General features: G+C 72.3%; 20 protein-coding genes and 2 tRNA genes. 5 read left to right on the plus strand and 17 right to left on the minus strand.

The features are described 5' to 3' along the window. Positions 1-47: 47 nt before the first annotated feature. Together ACQB60_RS04780 and leuS are read right to left on the minus strand one after the other, a co-directional pair. Positions 48-773, minus strand: coding sequence for a hypothetical protein (locus tag ACQB60_RS04780; protein WP_496924513.1), 726 nt, complete (start codon positions 771-773; stop codon positions 48-50). Between the two features lie 153 nt (positions 774-926). After that, entirely contained in the window at positions 927-3,839 is a 2,913-nt protein-coding gene (leuS, locus tag ACQB60_RS04785) for a leucine--tRNA ligase (protein WP_496924514.1), read from the minus strand. A 398-nt stretch (positions 3,840-4,237) separates the two neighbouring features. Between leuS and ACQB60_RS04790 the strand changes: the two genes are divergently transcribed. Then, positions 4,238-5,335 carry a ferric reductase-like transmembrane domain-containing protein gene (locus ACQB60_RS04790; protein ID WP_496924515.1) on the plus strand — a complete coding sequence of 366 codons (1,098 nt, stop codon included), beginning with the start codon at positions 4,238-4,240 and terminating at the stop codon, positions 5,333-5,335. Continuing rightward, positions 5,332-6,921 carry a ferredoxin gene (locus ACQB60_RS04795; protein WP_496924516.1) on the plus strand — a complete coding sequence of 530 codons (1,590 nt, stop codon included), beginning with the start codon at positions 5,332-5,334 and terminating at the stop codon, positions 6,919-6,921. The genes ACQB60_RS04790 and ACQB60_RS04795 overlap by 4 nt, the downstream gene beginning before the upstream one ends. 128 nt (positions 6,922-7,049) lie before the next feature. On the opposite strand, the gene ACQB60_RS04800 is transcribed toward ACQB60_RS04795, so the two are convergent. After that, positions 7,050-7,122 (minus strand) — tRNA-Ala (locus tag ACQB60_RS04800). A gap of 123 nt (positions 7,123-7,245) precedes the next feature. On the opposite strand from ACQB60_RS04800, the gene ACQB60_RS04805 reads away from it, so the two are divergent. Continuing rightward, positions 7,246-8,466 carry a glycosyltransferase 87 family protein gene (locus tag ACQB60_RS04805; RefSeq protein ID WP_496924517.1) on the plus strand — a complete coding sequence of 407 codons (1,221 nt, stop codon included), beginning with the start codon at positions 7,246-7,248 and terminating at the stop codon, positions 8,464-8,466. Here ACQB60_RS04805 and ACQB60_RS04810 read toward each other — a convergent pair. The 3 genes from ACQB60_RS04810 to ACQB60_RS04820 form a co-directional block, all read right to left on the minus strand. Next, positions 8,435-8,668, minus strand: a complete 234-nt coding sequence (locus ACQB60_RS04810) for a hypothetical protein (RefSeq protein ID WP_028813478.1) — start codon at positions 8,666-8,668, stop codon at positions 8,435-8,437. The genes ACQB60_RS04805 and ACQB60_RS04810 overlap by 32 nt on opposite strands. 3 nt (positions 8,669-8,671) lie before the next feature. Further along, the gene (locus ACQB60_RS04815; protein WP_384839536.1) at positions 8,672-8,845 is read right to left on the minus strand and encodes a hypothetical protein; all 174 of its coding nucleotides are present in this window, start codon (positions 8,843-8,845) and stop codon (positions 8,672-8,674) included. Between the two features lie 84 nt (positions 8,846-8,929). Beyond that, positions 8,930-10,402: an MFS transporter gene (locus ACQB60_RS04820; protein ID WP_496924518.1), complete on the minus strand. Its 1,473-nt coding sequence runs from the start codon at positions 10,400-10,402 to the stop codon at positions 8,930-8,932. A gap of 102 nt (positions 10,403-10,504) precedes the next feature. Here ACQB60_RS04820 and ACQB60_RS04825 point away from each other — a divergent pair, with 102 nt between their 5' ends. Beyond that, positions 10,505-11,374 carry a helix-turn-helix transcriptional regulator gene (locus ACQB60_RS04825; protein WP_496924519.1) on the plus strand — a complete coding sequence of 290 codons (870 nt, stop codon included), beginning with the start codon at positions 10,505-10,507 and terminating at the stop codon, positions 11,372-11,374. A gap of 81 nt (positions 11,375-11,455) precedes the next feature. Here ACQB60_RS04825 and ACQB60_RS04830 read toward each other — a convergent pair. From ACQB60_RS04830 to ACQB60_RS04860, 7 genes are all read right to left on the minus strand, one after another. Then, positions 11,456-11,528: transfer RNA gene (locus ACQB60_RS04830), tRNA-Ala, on the minus strand. Positions 11,529-11,653: 125 nt separating this feature from the next. Continuing rightward, positions 11,654-12,298: a histidine phosphatase family protein gene (locus tag ACQB60_RS04835; protein WP_496924520.1), complete on the minus strand. Its 645-nt coding sequence runs from the start codon at positions 12,296-12,298 to the stop codon at positions 11,654-11,656. Next, complete coding sequence (rsfS, locus tag ACQB60_RS04840) at positions 12,295-12,741, minus strand: ribosome silencing factor (protein ID WP_496924521.1); 447 nt, start codon at positions 12,739-12,741, stop codon at positions 12,295-12,297. Before rsfS ends, ACQB60_RS04835 begins: the two co-directional genes overlap by 4 nt. Before the next feature lie 154 nt (positions 12,742-12,895). Beyond that, complete coding sequence (locus ACQB60_RS04845; protein ID WP_496924522.1) at positions 12,896-14,668, minus strand: LCP family protein; 1,773 nt, start codon at positions 14,666-14,668, stop codon at positions 12,896-12,898. A gap of 16 nt (positions 14,669-14,684) precedes the next feature. Beyond that, positions 14,685-15,323 (minus strand): nicotinate-nucleotide adenylyltransferase, encoded by a 639-nt coding sequence (gene nadD, locus ACQB60_RS04850; protein ID WP_384839553.1) that lies wholly within the window; start codon positions 15,321-15,323, stop codon positions 14,685-14,687. A 65-nt stretch (positions 15,324-15,388) separates the two neighbouring features. Beyond that, positions 15,389-15,553: a hypothetical protein gene (locus ACQB60_RS04855; protein ID WP_384839556.1), complete on the minus strand. Its 165-nt coding sequence runs from the start codon at positions 15,551-15,553 to the stop codon at positions 15,389-15,391. 95 nt (positions 15,554-15,648) lie between these two features. Next, on the minus strand, positions 15,649-15,927 hold the full coding sequence (locus tag ACQB60_RS04860) for a hypothetical protein (protein ID WP_496924794.1): 279 nt from the start codon (positions 15,925-15,927) through the stop codon (positions 15,649-15,651). 99 nt (positions 15,928-16,026) lie between these two features. Between ACQB60_RS04860 and ACQB60_RS04865 the strand changes: the two genes are divergently transcribed. Next, complete coding sequence (locus ACQB60_RS04865; RefSeq protein WP_496924523.1) at positions 16,027-17,181, plus strand: M48 family metallopeptidase; 1,155 nt, start codon at positions 16,027-16,029, stop codon at positions 17,179-17,181. Positions 17,182-17,223: 42 nt separating this feature from the next. Here the strand turns inward: ACQB60_RS04865 and ACQB60_RS04870 are convergent, their stop codons facing one another. The 4 genes from ACQB60_RS04870 to ACQB60_RS04885 all read right to left on the minus strand — a co-directional run bounded on the left by ACQB60_RS04870 (position 17,224) and on the right by ACQB60_RS04885 (position 20,925). Then, positions 17,224-18,294 carry an SCO2583 family membrane protein gene (locus tag ACQB60_RS04870; protein WP_496924524.1) on the minus strand — a complete coding sequence of 357 codons (1,071 nt, stop codon included), beginning with the start codon at positions 18,292-18,294 and terminating at the stop codon, positions 17,224-17,226. 78 nt (positions 18,295-18,372) lie between these two features. Then, complete coding sequence (locus ACQB60_RS04875) at positions 18,373-18,984, minus strand: SCO2584 family spore wall biosynthesis protein (protein WP_496924525.1); 612 nt, start codon at positions 18,982-18,984, stop codon at positions 18,373-18,375. A gap of 90 nt (positions 18,985-19,074) precedes the next feature. Next, positions 19,075-20,352, minus strand: a complete 1,278-nt coding sequence (locus ACQB60_RS04880) for a glutamate-5-semialdehyde dehydrogenase (RefSeq protein WP_496924526.1) — start codon at positions 20,350-20,352, stop codon at positions 19,075-19,077. Positions 20,353-20,436: 84 nt separating this feature from the next. Continuing rightward, positions 20,437-20,925 carry a DUF8830 family protein gene (locus tag ACQB60_RS04885; RefSeq protein WP_384839570.1) on the minus strand — a complete coding sequence of 163 codons (489 nt, stop codon included), beginning with the start codon at positions 20,923-20,925 and terminating at the stop codon, positions 20,437-20,439. Between the last annotated feature and the right edge of the window lie 199 nt (positions 20,926-21,124).

Genomic DNA, 21,124 nt, shown 5'->3' on the forward strand with positions numbered 1-21,124 from the left:
GCGCGGCAGCCCGGCCCCATTTCGCCGGATCAGGTGGATCAGGTGGATCAGGTCGTGCTCTCCGGCCTCGCCTGCTTCTCCCAGGGGTATGTGGGCCGCGGGGTGGGCGGGGTGATCGCGGGCTGAGTCGGTTCCTGTGCGGACGCGGTGGGTGCAGTGGACGCGGTGGAGGGAGTCGGCTGCGGGGATGCGGTGGGGGTTCCTGCGGGCGGGGCGGTCTCCGGGGTGTCCTTCGTCCAGTGCCGCAGCGCACCCGCCTCGATGTCGATCTGGGTGCTCAGCGAATCCAGGTCGTCGTCGGCGAAGCGGCGGCTGCGGTCGCGGGCCGCCCAGCGCAGGGAGTCCGCGGACTTGGTGATCTGCGCCGTGCGCTCCCGCAGGACGGGCAGGCGCTCGCCGAGGCCGGCCTTGTCCGGGTCGCGCTCCAGGCGCCTGAGCTCGGCGTCCAGCTCATGGCCGTGGGCGCTGAGGCGCTTGAAGAGGTCGAGGGACTCCTGCAGCGAAGCGTCTTCGGCGACGCCCGCGTGCAGCGCGTCCTGCGTGGCCCGCATCGACGTGCGCAGCGAGAGGCGGAGCTCGGCGAGCTCGCCGGCCGAGCCTGGCTGGTAGAAGGTCTTCGCCCGCAGCGTCGTGTCCTCCACGGAGCGGCGGGCCTGCGTGATGGTGCGGTCCACGCCGCGCTTGGCGGCCTTGACCACCTTCACCGTCATATAGGCACCCAGCGCCACGAACAGCACGAAGATCAGCGCGAACACGGCGAACACGGCATCCACGAAGCTCCTCCTCCTGCCGCTGCGAGCGGCCCTCGCCCACTTCTCCACGGTAAACGCAACGGGCAGGCCGTGGGTTCCAGCGGAACCCCCAACCTGCCCGTAGGGGACTACCCTTATGCGCCGCCCGCGGCCGGTGGCCGAGGGGCCCGAGCCTTAGGCCGGAACGATGTTCACCAGCTTCGGCGCGCGCACGATGACCTTGCGGATGCCCGCTCCGCCCAGTGCGGCCACCACCCGCTCATCGGCCAGGGCGGCCTTCTCCAGCTCCTCGTCCGAGATGGTGGGCGGCACCTCCAGGCGCGCCTTGACCTTGCCCTTGATCTGCACGACGCAGGTCACGGCCTCGTCCACCACGTACGCCGGATCGGCGACCGGGAAGTCCTGGTGGACGACCGAGTCGGTGTGGCCCAGCTTGCGCCACAGCTCCTCGCCGATGTGCGGGGCCAGCGGCGCGATCAGCAGCACCAGGCGCTCGGCGACGGACCGGGGCAGGTCGCCGCCCGCCTTGGTCAGGTGGTTGTTCAGCTCGGTGATCTTGGCGATGGCCGTGTTGAAGCGCATGCCCTCCAGGTCCTGGCGGACGCCGTCGATCGCCTTGTGCAGGGCCCGCAGGGTCTCCTCGGGGACGTCGCCCTCGGCCAGGTCCACGACGGTGACCTCACCCGTCGACTCGTCGACGACCAGACGCCACAGCCGCTGCAGCAGCCGGTACTGGCCGACCACCGCGCGCGTGTCCCACGGCCGCGACACGTCCAGGGGGCCCATCGCCATCTCGTACAGGCGCAGGGTGTCCGCACCGTACTCGGCGCAGATCTCGTCCGGAGTGACCGCGTTCTTCAGGGACTTGCCCATCTTGCCCAGCTCGCGCTTGACCGGCTCGCCCTCGAAGAAGTACGCGCCGTCGCGCTCCTCGACCTCGGCGGCGGGCACCGGGAAGCCGCGGCCGTCCCGGTACACGTACGCCTGGATCATGCCCTGGTTGAACAGCTTGTGGAACGGCTCGGCGGACGAGATGTGCCCCAGGTCGAACAGCATCTTCGACCAGAAGCGGGCGTACAGCAGGTGCAGCACGGCGTGCTCGGCGCCGCCCACGTACAGGTCGACGCCGCCGGTCGGCTGCCCCGCGCGCGGGCCCATCCAGTACTGCTCGACGGCCGGGTCGACCAGCTGCTCGCTGTTGTGCGGGTCCAGGTAGCGCAGCTCGTACCAGCACGAACCCGCCCAGTTGGGCATGGTGTTGGTCTCGCGGCGGTACTTCTTGGGCCCGTCGCCCAGGTCCAGCGTGACGTTGACCCAGTCCTCGTTGCGGGACAGCGGCGTCTCGGGCTGGGTGTCGGCGTCGTCCGGGTCGAAGGTGCGCGGGCTGTAGTCGTCGACCTCCGGCAGCTCCAGGGGCAGCATCGACTCGGGCAGGGAGTGCGCGATGCCGTCCTCGTCGTAGACGATCGGGAAGGGCTCGCCCCAGTAGCGCTGGCGGCTGAACAGCCAGTCGCGCAGGCGGAAGTTGACGGTGCCCTCGCCGATCCCGCGCGCGGACAGCCACTCCGTGATCCTCGCCTTGGCGTCGACGACGCCCAGGCCGTCCAGGGAGATCTCGTCGTTGGCGGAGTTCACCAGCTTCGCCTCGTACGAAGCGAAGGCGTCGTCCCAGGTGGCGGGGTCCGTGCCGCGGCCCGCGGCGGAGCCGCTGTCAGATGCCGTGGACGGATCCACGACGCAGCGCATCGGCAGCTCGAAGGCGCGCGCGAAGGCGAAGTCCCGGGTGTCGTGCGCCGGGACGGCCATGATCGCGCCGGTGCCGTAGCCCATCAGGACGTAGTCGGCGATGAAGACCGGGACCTGCTCGCCGCTGACCGGGTTGGTCGCGAACGCGCCCGTGAAGACACCGGTCTTCTCCTTGGCGTCGGCCTGCCGCTCCACGTCCGACTTGGAGGCGGCGAACGCGCGGTACTTGGCGACGGCCTCGGCCGGGGTCGCGTGCCCGCCGGTCCACACGTCGTGCGTGCCCTCGGGCCAGGCGGCCGGGACGATCTTGTCGACCAGGTCGTGCTCGGGGGCCAGCACCATGTAGGTGGCGCCGAACAGGGTGTCCTGGCGGGTGGTGAAGACGGTGATCGCGTCGCCCTCGGAACCGACCGCGAAGTCGACGCGGGCGCCTTCGGAGCGGCCGATCCAGTTGCGCTGCTGCAGCTTGATGGCCTCGGGCCAGTCCAGCGCGTCCAGGTCGTCCAGCAGGCGGTCCGCGTACGCGGTGATGCGCATGTTCCACTGGCGCAGCTTCGCCTTGAAGACGGGGAAGTTGCCGCGCTCGGAGCGGCCGTCGGCGGTGACCTCCTCGTTCGCCAGCACGGTGCCCAGGCCGGGGCACCAGTTGACGGGCGCGTCCGAGGCGTAGGCCAGGCGGTAGCCGCTCAGGACGTCAGCGCGCTCCGAAGCGTTCAGTTCGCTCCACGCGCGCGTGGAGTCCGGGACGGCGCGCTCGCCGCTCTCGAACTGGGCCACCAGGTCCGCGATCGGGCGGGCCTTCTTCGCCTCGGTGTCGTACCAGGAGTTGAAGATCTGGACGAAGATCCACTGGGTCCACTTGTAGTAGTCCGGGTCGATCGTCGCGAAGGAGCGGCGCTTGTCGTGTCCCAGGCCCAGCCCGCGCAGCTGCGCCTTCATGTTCTCGATGTTGGCCTCGGTGGAGACCCGCGGGTGGGTGCCCGTCTGCACCGCGTACTGCTCGGCGGGCAGGCCGAAGGCGTCGAAGCCCAGGGTGTGCAGGACGTTGTGGCCGGTCATGCGCTGGAAGCGGGCGAAGACATCCGTGGCGATGTAGCCCAGCGGGTGGCCGACGTGCAGGCCCGCACCCGAGGGGTACGGGAACATGTCCATGATGAACTTCTTGGGGCGTGCGACGACCGCAGGGTCGCCCGCCAGGTCGCCGCTCGGGTTCGGCGCCTCGTAGGTCCCGTCGGCGTCCCAGAAGTCCTGCCAGCGTGCCTCGATCTCGGCGGCCAGGGCGGCCGTGTAGCGGTGCGGCGCGGCCACCTCGGAGGCGGCAGCAGAATTCGTCTCGCTCATGATCCTCAAAGCTCCATCGATCGTCTCTGCCTGCGCATTGGCCGCGCTGGTCGCAGCTGGCCAAATAAAAATGCCCCTCACACAGGAGGGGACGCCGCGCCGATTCCGACCGCGATTCCGCGGCGGTCGGGACTGATCAGCGCGGCTCGCTAAGCAGAAGGCGTACGGCACGCATGGCGTCAGGGTACCGCAGCCCTCACGCGGCCCGCGACGAGCTTTCGGGCGGCCGCCGCCGGGGACGACTCATGGCCAAGGATTACTCGGCGTACCGCCCTGTACCGGGACAACACCAAGATCCCATCGCGCTTTGATAACAACGCAATAACTCAAACCCCGTACCCACCGGTATGGAGCGACTTAGCATGCGGCGGGACCGAACTTCTTTCGGAGCCGCCCCCATGAACTCTCCGCACCCCCTGAATTCTCCGCAGTCCGGGTATCCCCGCCGCCGGAGCACCTCGTTCCGCACCCCTGCCGGTCCCGGCAGACCACTCCGCCGCGCCGCCGCCGTGGCGGTGCCGGTGCTGATACCCGTCCTGGTACTCGCCGGTGGCGACGCCTTCCGGGCCGCACTCGACTTCACCACCGGAGTCCTCTCGCTCGTCTCCCTGACCGCCTCGGTGGCCTGGGGCCTGGTCGCCACGGACCGGCTCTTCCTGCGCTCGCGCCAGCGATTACTCGCCCAGGCCGTGCACCGCGCCACCGCCGTCGCCGCCATCGGCTTCCTGCTGCTGCACGGCACCGTGAAGCTCGCGCTCGGCCATGTGTCCCTGGTCGGCGCCCTCGTGCCCTTCGGGCTCGGCGTCACCGGCAGCGCCGGGCTCATCGGCCTGGGCGCCCTCGCGGGCCTGCTCATGGTCCTCACCGGGATCACCGGCGCCCTGCGCAGCGCCTTCGCCGCACCCGCCGGGGTCGCCTCGCGCTGGCGGTCGCTGCACATGCTGGCCTACCCCGCCTGGTGCGCGGCCCTGGTCCACGGCCTGTACGCGGGACGCCCGCCGAAGCCCTGGGTGATCGCCCTGTACTGCCTGTGCCTGGCCGGCGTCGCCGGGGCCGTCGTGCTGCGCGGGGCCCCGCTGCCGGTGAAGCGGAAGGTCGCCGCCCGCGTCCTGGCCCTCCTGGAACCTGGCACCCGCTACCCGGCGAGCGCCCCCGCCGCCCGCAGCACCACCCCCCACGCCGCCCCAACTCCCGCCCCGACCCAGGCGGACGCCCCGGCGGACACCCCGCCACACGGCCTGGCCGCCGCCTACCGCGCCCTCGCGGCCGCCCCACCGCCCCCGGCTCCCCCCACGGCCCGCACGCCCCGCTGGCCCGCCCCCTCACCCCCGCCGCCCGCCGAGGCGCCCCCGGCCCACCACGAACCCGGCCACGACGCCAGTGACACCCGCCACGAACCCAGCCACAGCCACTCCCCCCGCCACGCCTCCGGTACGGGCCTGTCCGCACCGGGCCCGGGTGAACCCTGGAACGCGTCCACCGGAGGTCCCCAGTGAACGCCGCGCTGCCCGACGTCCCCGAGGTCCGCGTCGTCGGACTCCCCCTGCTGACCGCGGGCTTCGACCTCGTCGAACGGCTCGGCCTCGACATGCACCTGAAGGTCCACGGGCCGCTGCAACCGATGGCGGGCGAGCCGCTCGCCGCCCTCGCCGAGCAGATCGCGCTGCGCGGCCGCGGCGGCGCGGGCTTCCCCTTCGCCCGGAAGCTGCGCGCGGTCGCCGACGCGGCGATACGGCGCGGGGTCCGGCCCGTGGTCGTCGTCAACGGAAGCGAGGACGAGCCGGCCTGCCGCAAGGACACCGTCCTGCTCAACCGCGCCCCGCACCTCATCCTGGACGGCGCCCTCCTCGCGGCGGAAGCCCTCGGCGCGCGCACCCTCGTCGTCGGCGTGACCCGCGAGTCCACGGAGTCGTCGATGCGGACCGCCCTCGCCGAGCGCGGACTGCGGGACCGGCGCGGAGCGGCACTACGCGCGCGCGTGCAGCGCAACCCGGTGCGCATGGTCACCGGGGAGTCCTCGGCCCTGGTGCGCTCGGCCGACGGCGGCCCCCCGCTGCCTCCTGGACGCAAGGTCCGTACCGCCGACTCCGGAGTGGGCGGCGCCCCCACCCTGCTCTCCAATGCGGAGACCTTCGCCCAACTCGCCGTGGCCGCCCGCATCGGCGCCGACCGCTATGTGCGCACCGGCCTCCGGGACGAGCCGGGCACCGTCCTGATCACCCTCTCCGGAGCCGTCGCCCGCCCCATGGTCGTGGAGGCGCCCACCGGGGTGCCCCTGCGGTACGTCCTCGAGCTGGCCGGGGCCCCGGCACTCCCCCAGGGCGTGCTGACGGGCGGGTATCACGGCAGGTGGCTGGATGCCGCCACGGCGCACGACGCGGTCGTCTCGCGGGCCGCTCTGGAGGCGCGCGGGGGTGCGCTCGGCGCGGGTGCGGTCCTGCCGCTCGGCACGGACACCTGCCCCCTCGGGGAGTCCCTGCGCGTCGCGAACTGGCTGGCCGCCGAGAGCTCAGGACAGTGCGGCCCCTGCTACCTCGGCCTGCCCGCGGCCGCGCGGGGCCTGGCGGACGTCCTGGAGGGAGGCGGGCCGACCTCTCTGGAGGCGCTGCGCGAGGTGACGCGGGCGGTGAAGCGGCGGGGGGCCTGCAAGCACCCGGACGGCTCGGCGGCCTTCCTGGAGTCGGCGCTCTCGGTGTTCACGGACGACCTCGCGGCGCACGTCCTGGGCGGCGGATGCGGCCGCCCTGTGGTGGGCGTGCTGCCGCTCCAGCAAGAAGTGCCGCAAGGAGAGGCCCCGAGCGGGCGTCGCATCGCCGTCGACTGGACCCTGTGCCAGGGACACGGCCTGTGCGCGGACATCGTCCCCGAGCTGATCCAGCTGGGCCCCGACGGCTTCCCCTCGGTCGCGGAAGCGCCCGTACCGCAGTACTCCGAAGCGCGAGCCTCGCGCGCCGTGCGCCGCTGCCCCGCCCTGGCCCTGCGCCTGGAAGAAGACCCGGCGGCGCCTCCCTCTCGCCCTGCACCGCCCCCGGCGCTCCCACCCGGCCGCGGCCGCCGCGCCCTCGGATCCGGGCGTCCCTGACGCCCCCGATGCCCCGACGCCCTCAGCTCCCTCAATGAGGCCGTCACGAGCGCGACTTGAGAGCCGGGCGACCCGCAGCACGACGAGGGCGGCAAGACCCTTTCGGATCTTGCCGCCCTCATCATCTGTGGAGCTAAGGAGAATTGAACTCCTGACCTCCTGCATGCCATGCAGGCGCTCTACCAACTGAGCTATAGCCCCGTGCTTCGTTCCGCCCGGTTTCCCCGGCGGCTCCGCCAACATTACACGGTCCTCCCCCTGCCTCACCAAATCGTTTCCGGTCTGGCCCGGTACAGCCCGATTCGGGCACTACTGTCAGCCGTCGTGACCGTGATCGCGTTCGCCGCCGCCCGCCGTCGTGTGCCCCTCGCCGCCGGGGTCTGCCTGCTCTCCTTCGCGGCCTTCTGGCTGGCGCAGCGCGCCGCCGAGGTGTCCATGATCGACCTGATGGTCTACCGCGCCGAGGGCGAGACCGTGCGGGCGGGCGGCGACCTGTACGCGCTGCGCACCACCGAGGCCCATCTGCCGACCACGTACCCGCCGTTCGCCGCGCTCCTGTTCACGCCTCTGACGCTGCTGGACACGGCGGCGATGCGGACCCTCGCGACGGTCGGCAACCTGCTGCTCCTCGTCGCCTTCGCGCACCTCTCCTTGCGGCTGATCGCCCCCCGCGCGCGCGTGGGAGCCGCCCTGTGGGTGGCCGCGCTCGCCGTCTGGGCGGAGCCGGTGTGGACGACGCTGCGGTACGGGCAGATCAATCTGCTCCTGGCCGTCCTGGTGCTGTGGGACCTGACCCGGCGCCCCGGCGGCCCCGGTCACCGCTGGGCGGGCGTGGGCATCGGCCTGGCGGCGGCGATCAAGCTCACGCCCGCGCTGTTCGCGGTGTTCCTGCTCCTCGCCGGGGTCGCCGAGGCGGTGCGGAAGGGCCATTGGCGGCCCCCCGTGCGGCACGCGTGCGTGGGGGCCGCGGCCTTCGCCGGTGCGACGGCCTTGGCGGCGGCCGTCCTGCCGTACGACTCGCGCCGCTTCTGGACCCGGATGGTCTTCGAGGCGGGCCGGGTCGGGTTCCCCGAGGACACCGCGAACCAGTCGCTGCGCGGGGTGCTCGCACGGCTCCTGCACACGCCCGAGCCCGGCCCGTGGTGGGCGGTGGGCGCCGCCGTCGCCGGGGCCGCGGGGCTCGGGGTCGCCGTGGCGGCGGCGCTGCGCGGGGAGCGGGACTGGGCGGCCGTCTCGTGCGCGGCGACGGCACTGCTCGTCAGTCCGGTGTCGTGGTCGCACCACTGGGTGTGGTGCGTGCCGATGGTGCTGCTGCTCGGACGGGAGGCGCTGCGGTGGGGCGGGCGGGTCCGCCGGGCGGTCGCCGGGGCCGTCGGCCTGGTCTTCTGCTCGTACGCCCTGTGGTGGGTGCCGCACGGGGTGGGGCGCCTCGAACTCGCCCAGGATCACGGCGAGATGGCGCTCTCCGCGCTCTACGCGCTGAGCGCCGTCACCTTCCTCGGGGCCGCGGCACTCAGGCCGTGGCGAACGAATAGAAGCGTTTGAGCGTGCAGTGCTCGTCGAGCAGGCGGCCGTAGATCGGCTCGCCCTCGAGTTCGCGGTACGTCTCGATCGGATCGCCCTTTATGATCAGCGCCCGCGCGCACTCCTCGCACCAGTACTGGTAGTCCGCATTGACCGGTTCCATGTCGCGGACGATCGGCGTACCACTGCCGCACCAGTCGCACTTTCGCCTGTGTGCACCCATCGATCAGCTCCAGCTGTGGCCGCAGGCCGTGCACACGTAGGAGACACCGCCGTTGTCGCCGAGGACCTGGGCGACGTGGGAGGAGCCGCAGGACGGGCAGTTCAGAAACGTGCCTTCACGACGTATCACTGCCTTGCCGGGGAGGTTGCCGACCTCCCCGAGGATGCTCGCAGGCATCACGTCTCCCTCCCGACGGGCCACCCTCGGTGAATCGCAGTCCCCTTCCGGCCGTCCGATTCTGCCACGGCGCGAGCGACCCGGTCAGCGACGCCGTCGTACCAGTCCGGACACGACGCCCAGGACCGCTGCCCCCGCCAGCGCGTACGCGCACACCAGGAGCGCATCCGCAGAGCCGTACGCCCCCTGAACCCCGTGTGCCTCAAGCCTGTTCAGGAAGAGGGCGCCGAAGACCGCGACGCCGATGAGCTGGCCGAGCTGGGTGACCGTGGCGAGCAGGCCGCTGGCGTCGGCCGCGTCTTCGGGGCGCACCGTCGAGAGCGCGCGCGTGAGGGCCGGGCTGAAGGCGAGGGCGAGGCCCGCTCCCGTACCGGCGAAGGTCGCGTACACGGCCGGGCCGATGCCGCCGCCGTCCCGCAGCAGCAGCCCCATCGCGGCGACCGACACGGTGGTGACCACGAACCCGCCCGGGATCAGAGCCCGTTGGACCGCGGCCGGCCAGTGCCGCCAGGTGAGCCCGACGGCGCCGAAGACCACCGCAGTCGGCGCGAAGGTGAGCCCGGCGCGCAGCGCGCTGTAGCCGAGGCCGCTCTGGAGGTGCAGCGTGAGCACGAACAGGAAGCCGCCGTTGACCGCCATCACGGCGCCGATCCGGAACACCGCGAGCCCCATGCCGGGCACCCGGAGCACCCGCGGCGCGACCAGCGGCGCCCCGCCGCGCCGGGCGAGGCGGGACTCGTACGCGCAGAACAGCGCGAAGACGGCCCCGGACCCGGCCAGCGAGAGCCACGACCACAGCGGCCAGCCCTCCTCCTGGCCGAGCACGAGCGGCACCGTGAACAGCGAGACCGCGGCTCCGAGCAGCACGAGCCCCGGCAGGTCGAGCCCGCGCGCCCGCTCCCGCTCCTGTGCACGGTCGCCCGGCAGCACCCGCCGCCCGAGGAACAGCAGGGCCACCCCGACCGGCACGTTGACCAGGAACACCGGCCGCCACCCGGCCCCGAACAGGTCGGCGCTGACGAGGACTCCGCCGACGACCTGCCCGGCGGCGGCCCCGGTCGCGAGCACCGCCGAGTACGCGCCGAGGGCCTTCGCACGGGCCTCTCTGGCGAAGTTGCGCTGGATCAGGCTGAGCACCTGGGGGATCAGCAGCGCCGAACCGGCGCCCTGCGCGAGGCGGAACGCGATCAGCTCGCCGGTGCCCTGGCTGAGCCCGCAAGCGAGCGAGGCCGCGGTGAACAGGGCCAGCCCGGTGAGGTACATGCGCCGGTGCCCGACGAGGTCGCCGAGGCGCGCGCCGGTGATCAGGAGCACCGCGTACGCGATGGTGTAACCGGCGATGACGAGCTGCAACTCGGCGCCGGACGCGTGCAGTTCGGAGCCGATGGTGGGCGCCGCGACATTGACGATGAAGACGTCGAGCAGCGCCATGAACTGGGCGCCGAGCACCACCGCGAGCAGCCGTCCGGGCCGCCGCCCGGGGCCGTTGTCAGTGCCAGGGTCTTTACTGGGTGCGGGAGTTGAACCGGCGGACGCCGGAGGGGTGGTGGTTGTCATGGCATCGAGACTGGCGGCGACCGGACACGGGTACCGAGAGCCCGCTGATGCTGGTACTGCCAGCACCTGGCAGCGCGCGGGGCGGGCACCGACGATGGACCGATGGGGGATGTGACGACGTTGGCCACGACACAGCGACGCAGGCCGGAGCTGGCCGCCTTTCTGCGCAGCCGCAGGGCGCGGGTCACACCGGCCGACGTGGGCATGCCGCCGGGCCTGCGGCGCCGCACCCCGGGGCTGCGCCGCGAGGAGGTCGCCCAGCTCTCCGGCGTCGGCGTGACCTGGTACACATGGCTGGAGCAGGGCCGCCCCATCAACGCCTCGTCGCAGGTCCTGGACGCGGTCGCGCGCACCCTCCGCCTCGACCAGCCCGAGCGCGAGCACCTCTACCACCTGGCCGAGGTCCCCTGCGCCCCGCTCCTGGGCGCCCCCGCACAGAAGGTGGGCCCGGAGATCCAGGGCGTCCTCGACGCCCTCGACCCCCACCCGGCGGTGGTGTACAACGCGCGCTATGACGTCCTGGCCACCAACCCCGCCTACCGCGACCTCTTCGCCGTCCAGCCGGCCGAGCTGATGGGCGTTCCGAATGTGCTGTGGTCCCTGTTCACGGTCCCCGAGCCGGTCTGCCCCCTGGTCTTCCGGGACGCGGAGCTGCCGAGGATGGTGGCGACGCTGCGCGGCGCGTACGGACGGCATGTGGGCGAGCCCGCCTGGGAGCGGTTCATCGAGCAACTCTCCACGGCCAGCGCGTACTTCGCCGAGCTGTGGGAGAGCGGCGACGTCACGCCGCCGGGTGCCCGCGTGAAGACGTTCCGGCACCAGGCCGTCGGCGAGCTCCGCATGACGTCGGTCTCGCTGTCCATCGACGGACTGCAGGAGTGCCGGGTCGTGACGTACACACCGGACGACTTCGAGAGCCGCGAGCGGATGGCGAAGCTGCGGACGCTCCGGGAGACGCTGTGGCCCGCTTAGCCGCGACCCGCCCGGCGGTGCTCCGCCCGGGGACCACAAGCAGAAATCCCGCCCCCTGCCGGGGACGGGATTCCGTAAGTGTGGAGCTAAGGAGAATTGAACTCCTGACCTCCTGCATGCCATGCAGGCGCTCTACCAACTGAGCTATAGCCCCTTGTGTTCTTCCGTTCCCCCCGCTTGGCGGGGCGAACAAGAAGAACTTTAGCCTGCGACCAGCCAGAAAGTGAAATCCGGGTCCCGGGCCCTCAGCGGGCCGCCCGCACCCGGCCTGACCAGGCCCTAGTCGTCGTCCCCGAGCACCGGCTCCGGCAGCGTGCCCGCGTTGTGCTCCAGGAGGCGCCAGCCGCGCGCACCCTGGCCGAGGACCGACCAGCAGCAGTTGGAGAGGCCGCCGAGGCTCTCCCAGTGGTGGGAGTCCAGGCCGAGGAGGCGGCCGATCGTCGTGCGGATCGTGCCGCCGTGGCTGACGACCACCAGCGTCCCGTCCTGCGGAAGCTTCTCGGCGTGCCGCAGGACGATGGGGGCGGCCCGGTCGGCCACCTCCGTCTCCAGCTCGCCGCCGCCGCGGCGCACCGCCTCACCGCGCTTCCACGCGGCGTACTGCTCGCCGAAGCGGGCGATGATCTCGTCGTGCGTGAGGCCCTGCCACTCGCCGGCGTAGGTCTCCCGCAGGCCCTCGTCGTGGGTGACCTCGAGGCCCGTGATGGCCGCGAGCTCGCCCGCCGTGGCGGCCGCGCGCCTGAGGTCGGAGGCGATGATCGCGTCCGGCTCCAGCGAGGCGAGGAGGCGGGCGGCCCGGCGGGCCTGGGCGACGCCCGTCTCGGTCAGGTCGATGTCCGTCGAGCCCTGGAAGCGGCGTTCCAGGTTCCAGGACGTCTGGCCGTGCCGCCACAGGATGACGCGGGGGCCGCGGGCGCCGCTCAACGCAGCTCCCCGTCCAGGTCGGCTGCCTCCTCCGCGGCCTGCTGCTCGGCGTGGGCGGCGGCCTTGCCGCGGGTCGCCTTGGCGTCCTCGGGCAGGTCGATCTCGGGGCAGTCCTTCCACAGGCGCTCGAGCGCGTAGAACACGCGCTCCTCGCTGTGCTGGACGTGCACGACGATGTCCACGTAGTCCAGCAGGATCCAGCGGGCGTCGCGGTCGCCCTCGCGGCGGACCGGCTTGGCGCCGAGCTGCTTGTTCAGCTGCTCCTCGATCTCGTCCACGATCGACTTGACCTGACGGTCGTTGGGCGCGGAGGCGAGCAGGAAGGCGTCCGTGATCGAGAGGACGTCGCTGACGTCGTACGCGATGATGTCGTGCGCGAGCTTGTCGGCGGCCGCCTGCGCGGCGACGGTGATGAGCTCGGTGGAGCGGTCCGTAACGGTCACTGGTGAGCTTTCCTTCGGCTGGTCGATACTCCCCAAGGGTCTCACGGACCGCCGACAGCGCCCCAGGCGATTACGTCACCGGCCCCGCACCGGGCGCGTCACCGGCCCCGCACGGGGGCGCGCCACCGCCCCCGCACACCGTTCGCCGCCGGGCTCACCGCGCCTTGTAGTCCTGGCCGAGGACCACCGACACGTCCGCGTTCGCCGCCGTCCTGCCCTTGCGGACCGCGCTCGCCGGGAGGCCGAGGGTCTTGGCGACCTCGGACGCCGCCTCCTTCTGCTTCGCGTCCGCGTAGGTCACCTGCGAGGCGGCCCGGGCGGCGGAGCCCGTACCCGCGTCGACGAAGGTGTAGCCGCCGTTGACGAGGGAGACCCGGGCGCCTTCCTCCGCGCCCTTGGCACCGGTCGCGTTCTGGACGCCGACCCGCACGGCCGCGCCCTTGTCGGGGCTCTTCACCGCGCCGCCGAGCACGTCCTTGACCACGCTCGCGCTGGCCTTCTCCGTGAGGGTGCCGTCCTGGCGTACCGGAAGGAGCGCCGTCGTGTAGTCGCCGCCCTTCGCGCGGTCGGCGAGCTTGGCGAGGAAGGCGCCGAGGTCCTTGTCCGTCAGCGAGGGGTCGAGGACCTGCGCGAGCGACTGCACGGTGGTCGTGGCGGCCTGCTGGTCGGAGGAGAGCTTGCGCAGGACGCCCTGCAGGACCTGGCCGAACCGGGTCAGCTGCGCGTTCTCGGACTCCCCGGGCGCGCGGTAGGTGGCGTACGCGACGGCCATCGGGCCGCTCAGCGTCTGCTGCTCGCCCTTCTTGACGAGGGGGGCCTCGCCCTTCTTCTTCGCCTTCGGGTCCGGTACGTCCGCGTTCGTATTGATGTCGATGTTGCCGACGAGGTCGACGAGGTTGTTGAGGTAGGGGGTGTCCAGGCGCCAGGTGCCCTCGACCTTGGTGCCGAGCAGGGTGTCGATCGACTCCCGGGTGCCGCTGGAGCCGTCGTCGTCCACGGACTTGCCGAGCGTCGTGGCGGCGCCGTCGTCGTCGGTCACGGACAGCGAGTTGGGGAGCAGGACGGTGGTGCCCTGCCCGGTGGTGGTGTTGTTCACGAGCAGGGCGGTGGAAGTGCCGCCGCCCTTGGTGTTGTGCAGGTGGATCACGACGACGTCGCGGTTCTGCGGACCGGCCGCCGCGGCCCCGCCGGAGTCGCTGTCCGACTGGCCGGGCAGCTTGCCCGCGTACCAGAGGTAGCCGACGCCGCCGACCGCGACCAGGGCGAGGACCACGACCAGCGCGATCAGCCGGGAGCGGCCGCGCCGCTTGGCCTCCTCGCGCCGCTCGCTGCGGCTCTCGGTGAACTTCAGCCAGTCGATGACGTCTTCGGAGTCGTCGTCCGGCTCCTCGATGAAGGAGAACTGCTCGGTGCGGTAGTCGCGCTCCGGACCGGCCGCGGACTCGGGCCCCGGCCCGGGTTCGGGCTCGTGGTGCCGAGGGGCCTCCTGCGGCTGCTGGTGCGGCTGCTGCGGGGGCGACTGGTGGGGCTGATGTGACTGGTGGTGCGGCTCGTGCGACTGCTGCTGGGGGATCCAGCCGGTCTGCTGCTGCTCGTACGGCGGGTAGGAGCCGGTGTCGTACGCGGGCTGGTTGGCCGTGTCGTACGGCGAGGGGGCGGCCGTCGGCTGCGTGCCGGTGGCGTACGGGTCGTAGCCGTACCCCTGGGGCTGCTGCTGCGACTGGGGCTGCTGCGTCTGCTGCTGCCCGGCGTACGGGTCGTACGCGGGCGGCTGCTGGGGCTGCTGGTGTTGCTGGGGCTGCTGCTGGACCTGCTGGTACACCGGCCGCCCGTACTCGTCGTACCCGACGACCTGGTACTGATCAGCCGCGTACTCCCCCGCATACGGGTCGCCGCCCGCGTACGGGTCGTACTGTCGGTCGTTCACCGGTGCCCCTCTCGGCTCACTCGCCGCGGTACAGCTCGCGCTTGTCGATATAACGCACCACACCGTCCGGCACCAGGTACCAGACGGGATCCCCCTTGGAGACCCGCGCACGGCAGTCCGTGGACGAGATCGCCAGGGCCGGCACCTCCACGAGCGAGACTCCGCCCTCGGGCAGCCCCGGGTCGGCCAGCGTATGGCCGGGACGGGTGACTCCGATGAAGTGCGCCAGTGAGAACAGCTCTTCGGTGTAGCGCCAGGTGAGGATCTGGCCGAGCGCGTCGGCGCCCGTGATGAAGAAGAGGTCCGTGTCGGGGTTGAGGGTGCGCAGGTCGCGCAGGGTGTCCGTGGTGTACGTGGGGCCGCCGCGGTCGATGTCGATGCGGCTCACCGAGAACTGCGGGTTCTCGGCGGTCGCGATGACCGTCATCAGATAGCGGTCCTCGGCAGGAGAGACCTCTTTGTCGCTCTTCTGCCACGGCTGCCCGGTCGGCACGAACACCACCTCGTCGAGGTGGAACTGCGCGGCGACCTCGCTGGCCGCCACCAGGTGTCCGTGGTGGATGGGGTCAAACGTTCCGCCCATGACGCCGAGGCGGCGCTTGCCCTTGCTCGCCGGGCCGGCACCGGGGCCGGTAGGCATGTCCTGCTCTCCCATGCGTGCAGACCCTACCGGCCCGGCGGACGGGCTCTCGTTCTGCCCGGTTGAACGGTGAACCTGGTTCAGCGGTCCCGGTTGAAGCGCGTGGTGATCCACAGCAGCAGAAGCAGGACGGCGAGGGCGCCGCCACCGGTGAGATACGGGCTGAGGCTTTCGTGGTTGCCGCCGTGCTCGCCGCCCTCGGAGGCGAGGGTGGCCAGCTGGGCGGCGGTGCTGTGGAGGCTCATCGTCAGCAGGACCTATCCGGGGTGATGGGATGGGGGATCGGGACTAAGACTTCCGGCCCATCGTAAGCGGGGGCCGCGCTCCGGCTCACGCCGACTCAGCTGTTGCGGTCACCCGGGGAGTTGCCGGGTGCGGCGTCCGGCTGCTCCGCGGAGCCCGCGGGCTCCTGCGCTCCCCTGTTCGCGGGCTCCCGCGCGCCCTCCTTCGCGGACTCCTGCGCGCCCCCGTCGCGGTAGCCCCGCAGCAGGAACCAGCCGACCAGGACGCAGCCGACGACCATGACGATCAGCACGACGCGGAGCAGGTTGCCCGGCCCCTGATGCCCTGTCGCCTTGGCGGCCTCGGTGACCCAGGCGGCTGCGGGGGTGTACTCCATGACGGACGACTCCTTCTGTGGCTGCCCTGTCACGGTATCTCCGCCTAGGCTGGGGCCAGCCTCGGGGGCCAGAGGAGGACAAGACATGGGGGATGCGGCATGACCGACGACAACCACGACGGCTCGGGCAGCGGCCACGAGAGCGTGCCCAGCAGGCAGCGCAGGCGCTTCCCGGGGATCTCCTCACGGGCGTACGAGCATCCGGCGGACCGCTCGGCCCTGGTCGCCCTGCGCAAGCTCAGCGGCTTCGACACGGTCTTCAAGGCGCTCAGCGGCCTGCTGCCCGAGCGGAGCCTCAGGCTGCTGTTCCTCTCGGACTCGGTACGGGTCTCGGACGCGCAGTTCGCGCACCTCAACACCATGCTGCGGGACGCCTGTTACATCCTGGACCTGGAGAAGGTCCCGCCGATGTACGTGAACCAGGACCCGGTGCCGAACGCGATGTGCATCGGCCTGGACGAGCCGATCATCATCGTCACCACGGGCCTCGTCGAGCTGCTCGACGAGGAGGAGATGCGCGCGGTCGTCGGCCACGAGGTGGGCCACGCCCTGTCCGGCCACTCCGTCTACCGCACGATCCTGCTGTTCCTCACCAACCTCGCCCTGAAGGTGGCGTGGATCCCGCTGGGCAACGTCGCGATCATGGCGATCGTGACGGCGCTGCGCGAGTGGTTCCGCAAGTCCGAGCTGTCGGCGGACCGCGCGGGCCTGCTGGTCGGGCAGGACCTCCAGGCGTCGATGCGCGGCCTGATGAAGATCGCGGGCGGCAACCACCTGCACGAGATGAACGTGGACGCGTTCCTGGAGCAGGCCGAGGAGTACGAGGCCGGGGGCGACCTGCGCGACTCGGTCCTGAAGATCCTGAACGTGCTGCCGCGTTCGCACCCCTTCACCACCGTGCGCGCCGCCGAGCTGAAGAAGTGGGCCGCGACCCGCGACTACCAGCGGATCATGGACGGCCACTACCCGCGCCGCGACGAGGACAAGGACACCTCGGTCTCGGACTCCTTCCGCCAGTCCGCGGCGAGTTACGCGAGCGACGTGCGCAGCAGCAAGGACCCGCTGATGAAGCTGGTCACCGACATCGCGGGCGGCGCGGGCGACCTGGGCGGCAGGCTGCGCGGGAAGTTCACGGGCGGCGCGGCCGGCGGATCCGGCACCTCCGGCAACCCCGGTGGCTCCGGCAACTCCGGCCCGGACACGGGCAGTTCGGACCCCGGCCCCGGCAACTCCCCCGAAGACGGGGGCAAGTAGCCGCGACGGGGGGGGGCAAACAGCCACGACGGGGGCAAGCAGCTACCGCGACAGCGAAGGCTGGGCGGCGGGCGCCAGCGCACCGCAGAGCGCGGTCGCGGCGCCCGTCGCGTACGGGTCCGTACCGGCCGGGCCGCCCGCCGTCGCGTGCTCCCCGGCGAGCAGCGGCCGCAGCCGCGCCGTCGAGTCCGCCGAGCAGGACAGCGGCCCCGCCTGCGCGGCCGAGCCGAACAGCTCGGTCTGGCGCAGCCGCAGATCGTCGCGGTCGAACCGGAAGTGCAGCTCGCGGCGGAGGGTGAACAGCGAGACCGGCCCGGTGTGCGTGCCCGCGGGCCGCAGGGCGTAGACGAAGGTGTGGTCCGAGACGACCTCGAGGGTGTTCTTGTCGGTCTCGGCGATGCGCAGGGTGCCCTGGACGCGGATGCCGGGGTCGGCGAGCTCCACCCGCCGCGGGTCGAAGCGCACCAGCCAGCCGGTCGGGGCGTGCCGCCCGTCCGCGGCGGGGTGGCGGAAGCTCTCGTCGAACTGGTCGAGCAGCTCGGGGTCGAGCAGGATCCGCGCGGAGCGCACCGAGTCGCCGGTGAGCACGTCCGGGTCGAGGGAGGACTCGACCAGGTAGTCCTTGGCGGTGGTCAGGGCGGCCACGACCTGGCCGTCCGAGAAGTGCGCCGTGCGCCGGGCCGCCGGGAGGTTGATGCCGCTGGCGCCCACCCGGAACTCCTTGGCGGGGCTGTGCGCGTAGAGCTCGGCGGCCTTGGCGGCGCCGGGCACGGCGCCGCGCGGGGCGAGCGGGACGACGGTCATCCGCAGCGGCTCGGGGCGCCGGGCCGCCGGGGACTGGTAGGGGTGGCGGACACCCATGTAGATCGCGGTGCCGAAGGCGACGGCGATCAGGATGACGAGGATGACGGCCTGCCGGGAGAGGCTCTTGCGCAGACCCGGGCGGCGCCGCACCGCGCGCGCGTGGTCCCCCATGCGCTCCTGCGCGGAGAACTCCTGGAGCCGGGCAGCGCGGACGAACGACTCGTCGAAGACGACGGATCCGTATTCGTCCTCACCACCACCGGGTGCGCCTTCGGGGGTCCCCGCAGGTGGTTCTCCTGGGCCGCCCATACCTTCAGGGTAGGTCTCCAGGCCGTCAGGTAAACGCCCTGGTACACGACAAGTTCCGACAACTCTTCACGAGGCCGGTCAGGGGGTGCGGGGCACGGCGGATACCGGCGGCGGGCCGTATTCCGCGGAGACCGAGGGGCTGTCCGAGACGGTCGGCGAGACGCGGTCCTGCTGCTCGGAGGCGGGCGGCGGCACCTGGTCGCGGCCGGACGAGGCTCCTCGGTAGACCGCGGTGAAGGCGAGGGCGACCATGCCGATGCCCATGAGCAGGGCGAGCATCCACGCTATGGGGCGCTGCCAGCGGATGTGGGAGCCGTAGCCCTTGGCGCGGGCGTACTCCTCGGGGTCCAGGTCGCGCTCGTAGAAGTCGTCGGCGCTGTCGTAGTCGCGGCCGAACTCGCCGGTGCCGTCCGGGCCGTAGCCGTCCTCGTACAGCTCGTCGTCGCCCGGGTCGTGGCCGGATCGCCGCGTGCGGGCGCGGCGGGCCTCCGCCTCGGACGCCTCGGCGCGCGCCTGGGCGGCGGCCAACAACCGCTCCACCGCGCTGGGTTCATGGATCTCGGCGGCCCGCACGAAGTCCTCGTCGAAGACCACGGAGGCGAACTCTTCGTCCGCACCCCCGCGGTCGCGCTCGTCGTCGGGCTCCCAGCCGTCAGGGAACGACGGCGTGCCCCCCACGTCCTCCGGCACCCTTCCAGCCTAGACCCGGAAGGGGCAATTTGGGCGGACGGTAAGGGAATTCAGGGGTTGCTACGAGGTTCCGGACGGAACGGCGGAGGATCAGCGGGTGTGGCCGTCGCCGGTGACGATGTACTTCGTCGACGTCAGCTCGGGCAGCCCCATCGGGCCGCGCGCGTGCAGCTTCTGCGTGGAGATGCCGATCTCGGCGCCGAAGCCGAACTGGCCGCCGTCCGTGAACCGCGTCGAGGCGTTCACCGCGACCGTCGTGGAGTCCACGAGCTGGGTGAAGCGGCGGGCGGCCTGCTGCGAGGTGGTGACGATCGCCTCGGTGTGCCCGGAGGTCCAGCGCCTGATGTGCTCCACGGCGCCCTCCAGGGAGTCCACGACGGCGGCCGCGATGTCGTACGAGAGGTACTCGGTCTCCCAGTCCTCCTCGGTCGCGGGCACGACGGTGGCCTTCGAGCCGGGGGCGTACGCCCCGACGCGCGCGTCGGCGTGGACGGTGACGCCGGCCTCGGCCAGGGCGTCCAGGGCGCGCGGCACGAAGGCGTCGGCGATGTCCTGGTGCACCAGGAGGGTCTCGGCGGCGTTGCAGACGCTGGGGCGCTGCGCCTTGGAGTTCACGAGGATGTCGACGGCCGTGTCGAGGTCGGCGTCCGCGTCCACGTAGACGTGGCAGTTGCCGGTGCCGGTCTCGATGACCGGGACGGTGGACTCCTCCACGACGGTCTTGATCAGCGAGGCGCCGCCGCGCGGGATGAGCACGTCCACGAGCCCGCGGGCGCGCATCAACTCCCGTACGGAGTCCCGGGATTCACCCGGCACGAGCTGCACGGCGTCGGCGGGCAGACCGGCCCCCTCCACGGCGTCCCGAAGGACCTTCACCAGCGCGGTGTTCGACTCGTACGCCGAGGAACTGCCGCGCAGCAGCACCGCGTTGCCCGACTTGAGGCAGAGCGCGGCGGCGTCCACCGTCACGTTCGGCCGGGCCTCGTAGATGATGCCGACGACGCCGAGCGGGACGCGGACCTGGCGCAGGTCGATGCCGTTGGGCAGGGTCGAGCCGCGGACGACCTCGCCGACCGGGTCGGGCAGCGCGACGACGTCCCGTACGTCCGAGGCGATGGCGGCGACGCGCTCCGGGGTGAGCGTGAGCCGGTCGATGACCGTCTCGCTGGTCCCGGCCTCCCGCGCGCGGGCGGTGTCCTTGGCGTTGGCCTCGACGACCTCGGCGGTGCGCGCCTCCAGGGCGTCGGCGATCGCCAGGAGGGCGGCGTCCTTCGCGGCGCGCGGCAGCGGCGCGATCACCGCGGCGGCGTCCCGCGCGCGGTGGGCGGCCTGGGCTACGGGCGAGAGAGTGTCGTCGTACGAGGTCATGGGGGCAGGGTAATGGGCCCGCGGGCGGGCGCCGAGCGGGTTTCCAGTCCCCGAGACGGGGTGGCCGCCACGGGGACCGGCGGGTCAGAACGGGTGCACGCCGACCGGGGTGGCCGGCTGTGGCCCGTAGCCCTCGGCGATGCGGTGGTGGTACGTGTCCCGGTCGATGACCTCGAGGCCGACGATCTCCCACGGCGGCAGCTGGGCACTCTGCCGGTGCTCGCCCCACAGGCGCAGGGCGACCGCGGCCGCGTCGTGCAGGTCGCGGGCCTCTTCCCAGTAGCGGATCTCGGCGTGGTCCTGGGCGTAGCGGCTCGTCAGGAGAAAGGGGTGGTCGTGGGCGAGCTGTTCGAGGCCGCGCCTGACCTCCTTCAGCGGGGCCTCGGCGCCCGAGACGCTCAGGGTGACGTGCCACAGGCGGGGCGCTTCCACGGTGTCGCCCTCCTGGCTCTCCTCCGTGCTGCTGCCTGAGCTCTCCCGCGCACCGGCGTACGCCGCCCCCGTGGCGACGCTCGTCAGCGCGGCCCGCTCGCCGGGCCCGCGGGACGCCGCCCCTTGGCGTACTCGTCTCACGACGGCCTCCTTTACGCGATGGTGGTGCCGATACGCAACGGTGCTGCGGAACTCGAACTGCTTGCAACAAAGTTGAGCAGGCCAAGAGCTCTCGCGGGGCAGTTTTGGGGAGTTTCACCTCGCAGAGGCCGCCCCACACCTGCATTCGCAGCGATTTTCGGCCGGGGGCCGAGGGATCCAAGGGCCCCAGGGGTGCCGC

This window comes from Streptomyces odontotermitis (genome assembly GCF_050510915.1).
GTDB lineage: Bacteria > Actinomycetota > Actinomycetes > Streptomycetales > Streptomycetaceae > Streptomyces.

Coding starts and splice junctions, on each gene's coding strand:
- ACQB60_RS04790 (WP_496924515.1), top strand. CDS start 4,238: ATGAACTCTCCGCACCCCCTGAATTCTCCGCAGTCCGGGTATCCCCGC.
- ACQB60_RS04825 (WP_496924519.1), top strand. CDS start 10,505: ATGGGGGATGTGACGACGTTGGCCACGACACAGCGACGCAGGCCGGAG.
- ACQB60_RS04855 (WP_384839556.1), bottom strand. CDS start 15,553: ATGAGCCTCCACAGCACCGCCGCCCAGCTGGCCACCCTCGCCTCCGAG.
- ACQB60_RS04815 (WP_384839536.1), bottom strand. CDS start 8,845: ATGCCTGCGAGCATCCTCGGGGAGGTCGGCAACCTCCCCGGCAAGGCA.
- ACQB60_RS04880 (WP_496924526.1), bottom strand. CDS start 20,352: ATGACCTCGTACGACGACACTCTCTCGCCCGTAGCCCAGGCCGCCCAC.
- ACQB60_RS04810 (WP_028813478.1), bottom strand. CDS start 8,668: ATGGGTGCACACAGGCGAAAGTGCGACTGGTGCGGCAGTGGTACGCCG.
- ACQB60_RS04870 (WP_496924524.1), bottom strand. CDS start 18,294: ATGGGCGGCCCAGGAGAACCACCTGCGGGGACCCCCGAAGGCGCACCC.
- leuS (WP_496924514.1), bottom strand. CDS start 3,839: ATGAGCGAGACGAATTCTGCTGCCGCCTCCGAGGTGGCCGCGCCGCAC.
- ACQB60_RS04820 (WP_496924518.1), bottom strand. CDS start 10,402: ATGACAACCACCACCCCTCCGGCGTCCGCCGGTTCAACTCCCGCACCC.
- nadD (WP_384839553.1), bottom strand. CDS start 15,323: ATGGGAGAGCAGGACATGCCTACCGGCCCCGGTGCCGGCCCGGCGAGC.
- ACQB60_RS04865 (WP_496924523.1), top strand. CDS start 16,027: ATGACCGACGACAACCACGACGGCTCGGGCAGCGGCCACGAGAGCGTG.
- ACQB60_RS04860 (WP_496924794.1), bottom strand. CDS start 15,927: ATGGAGTACACCCCCGCAGCCGCCTGGGTCACCGAGGCCGCCAAGGCG.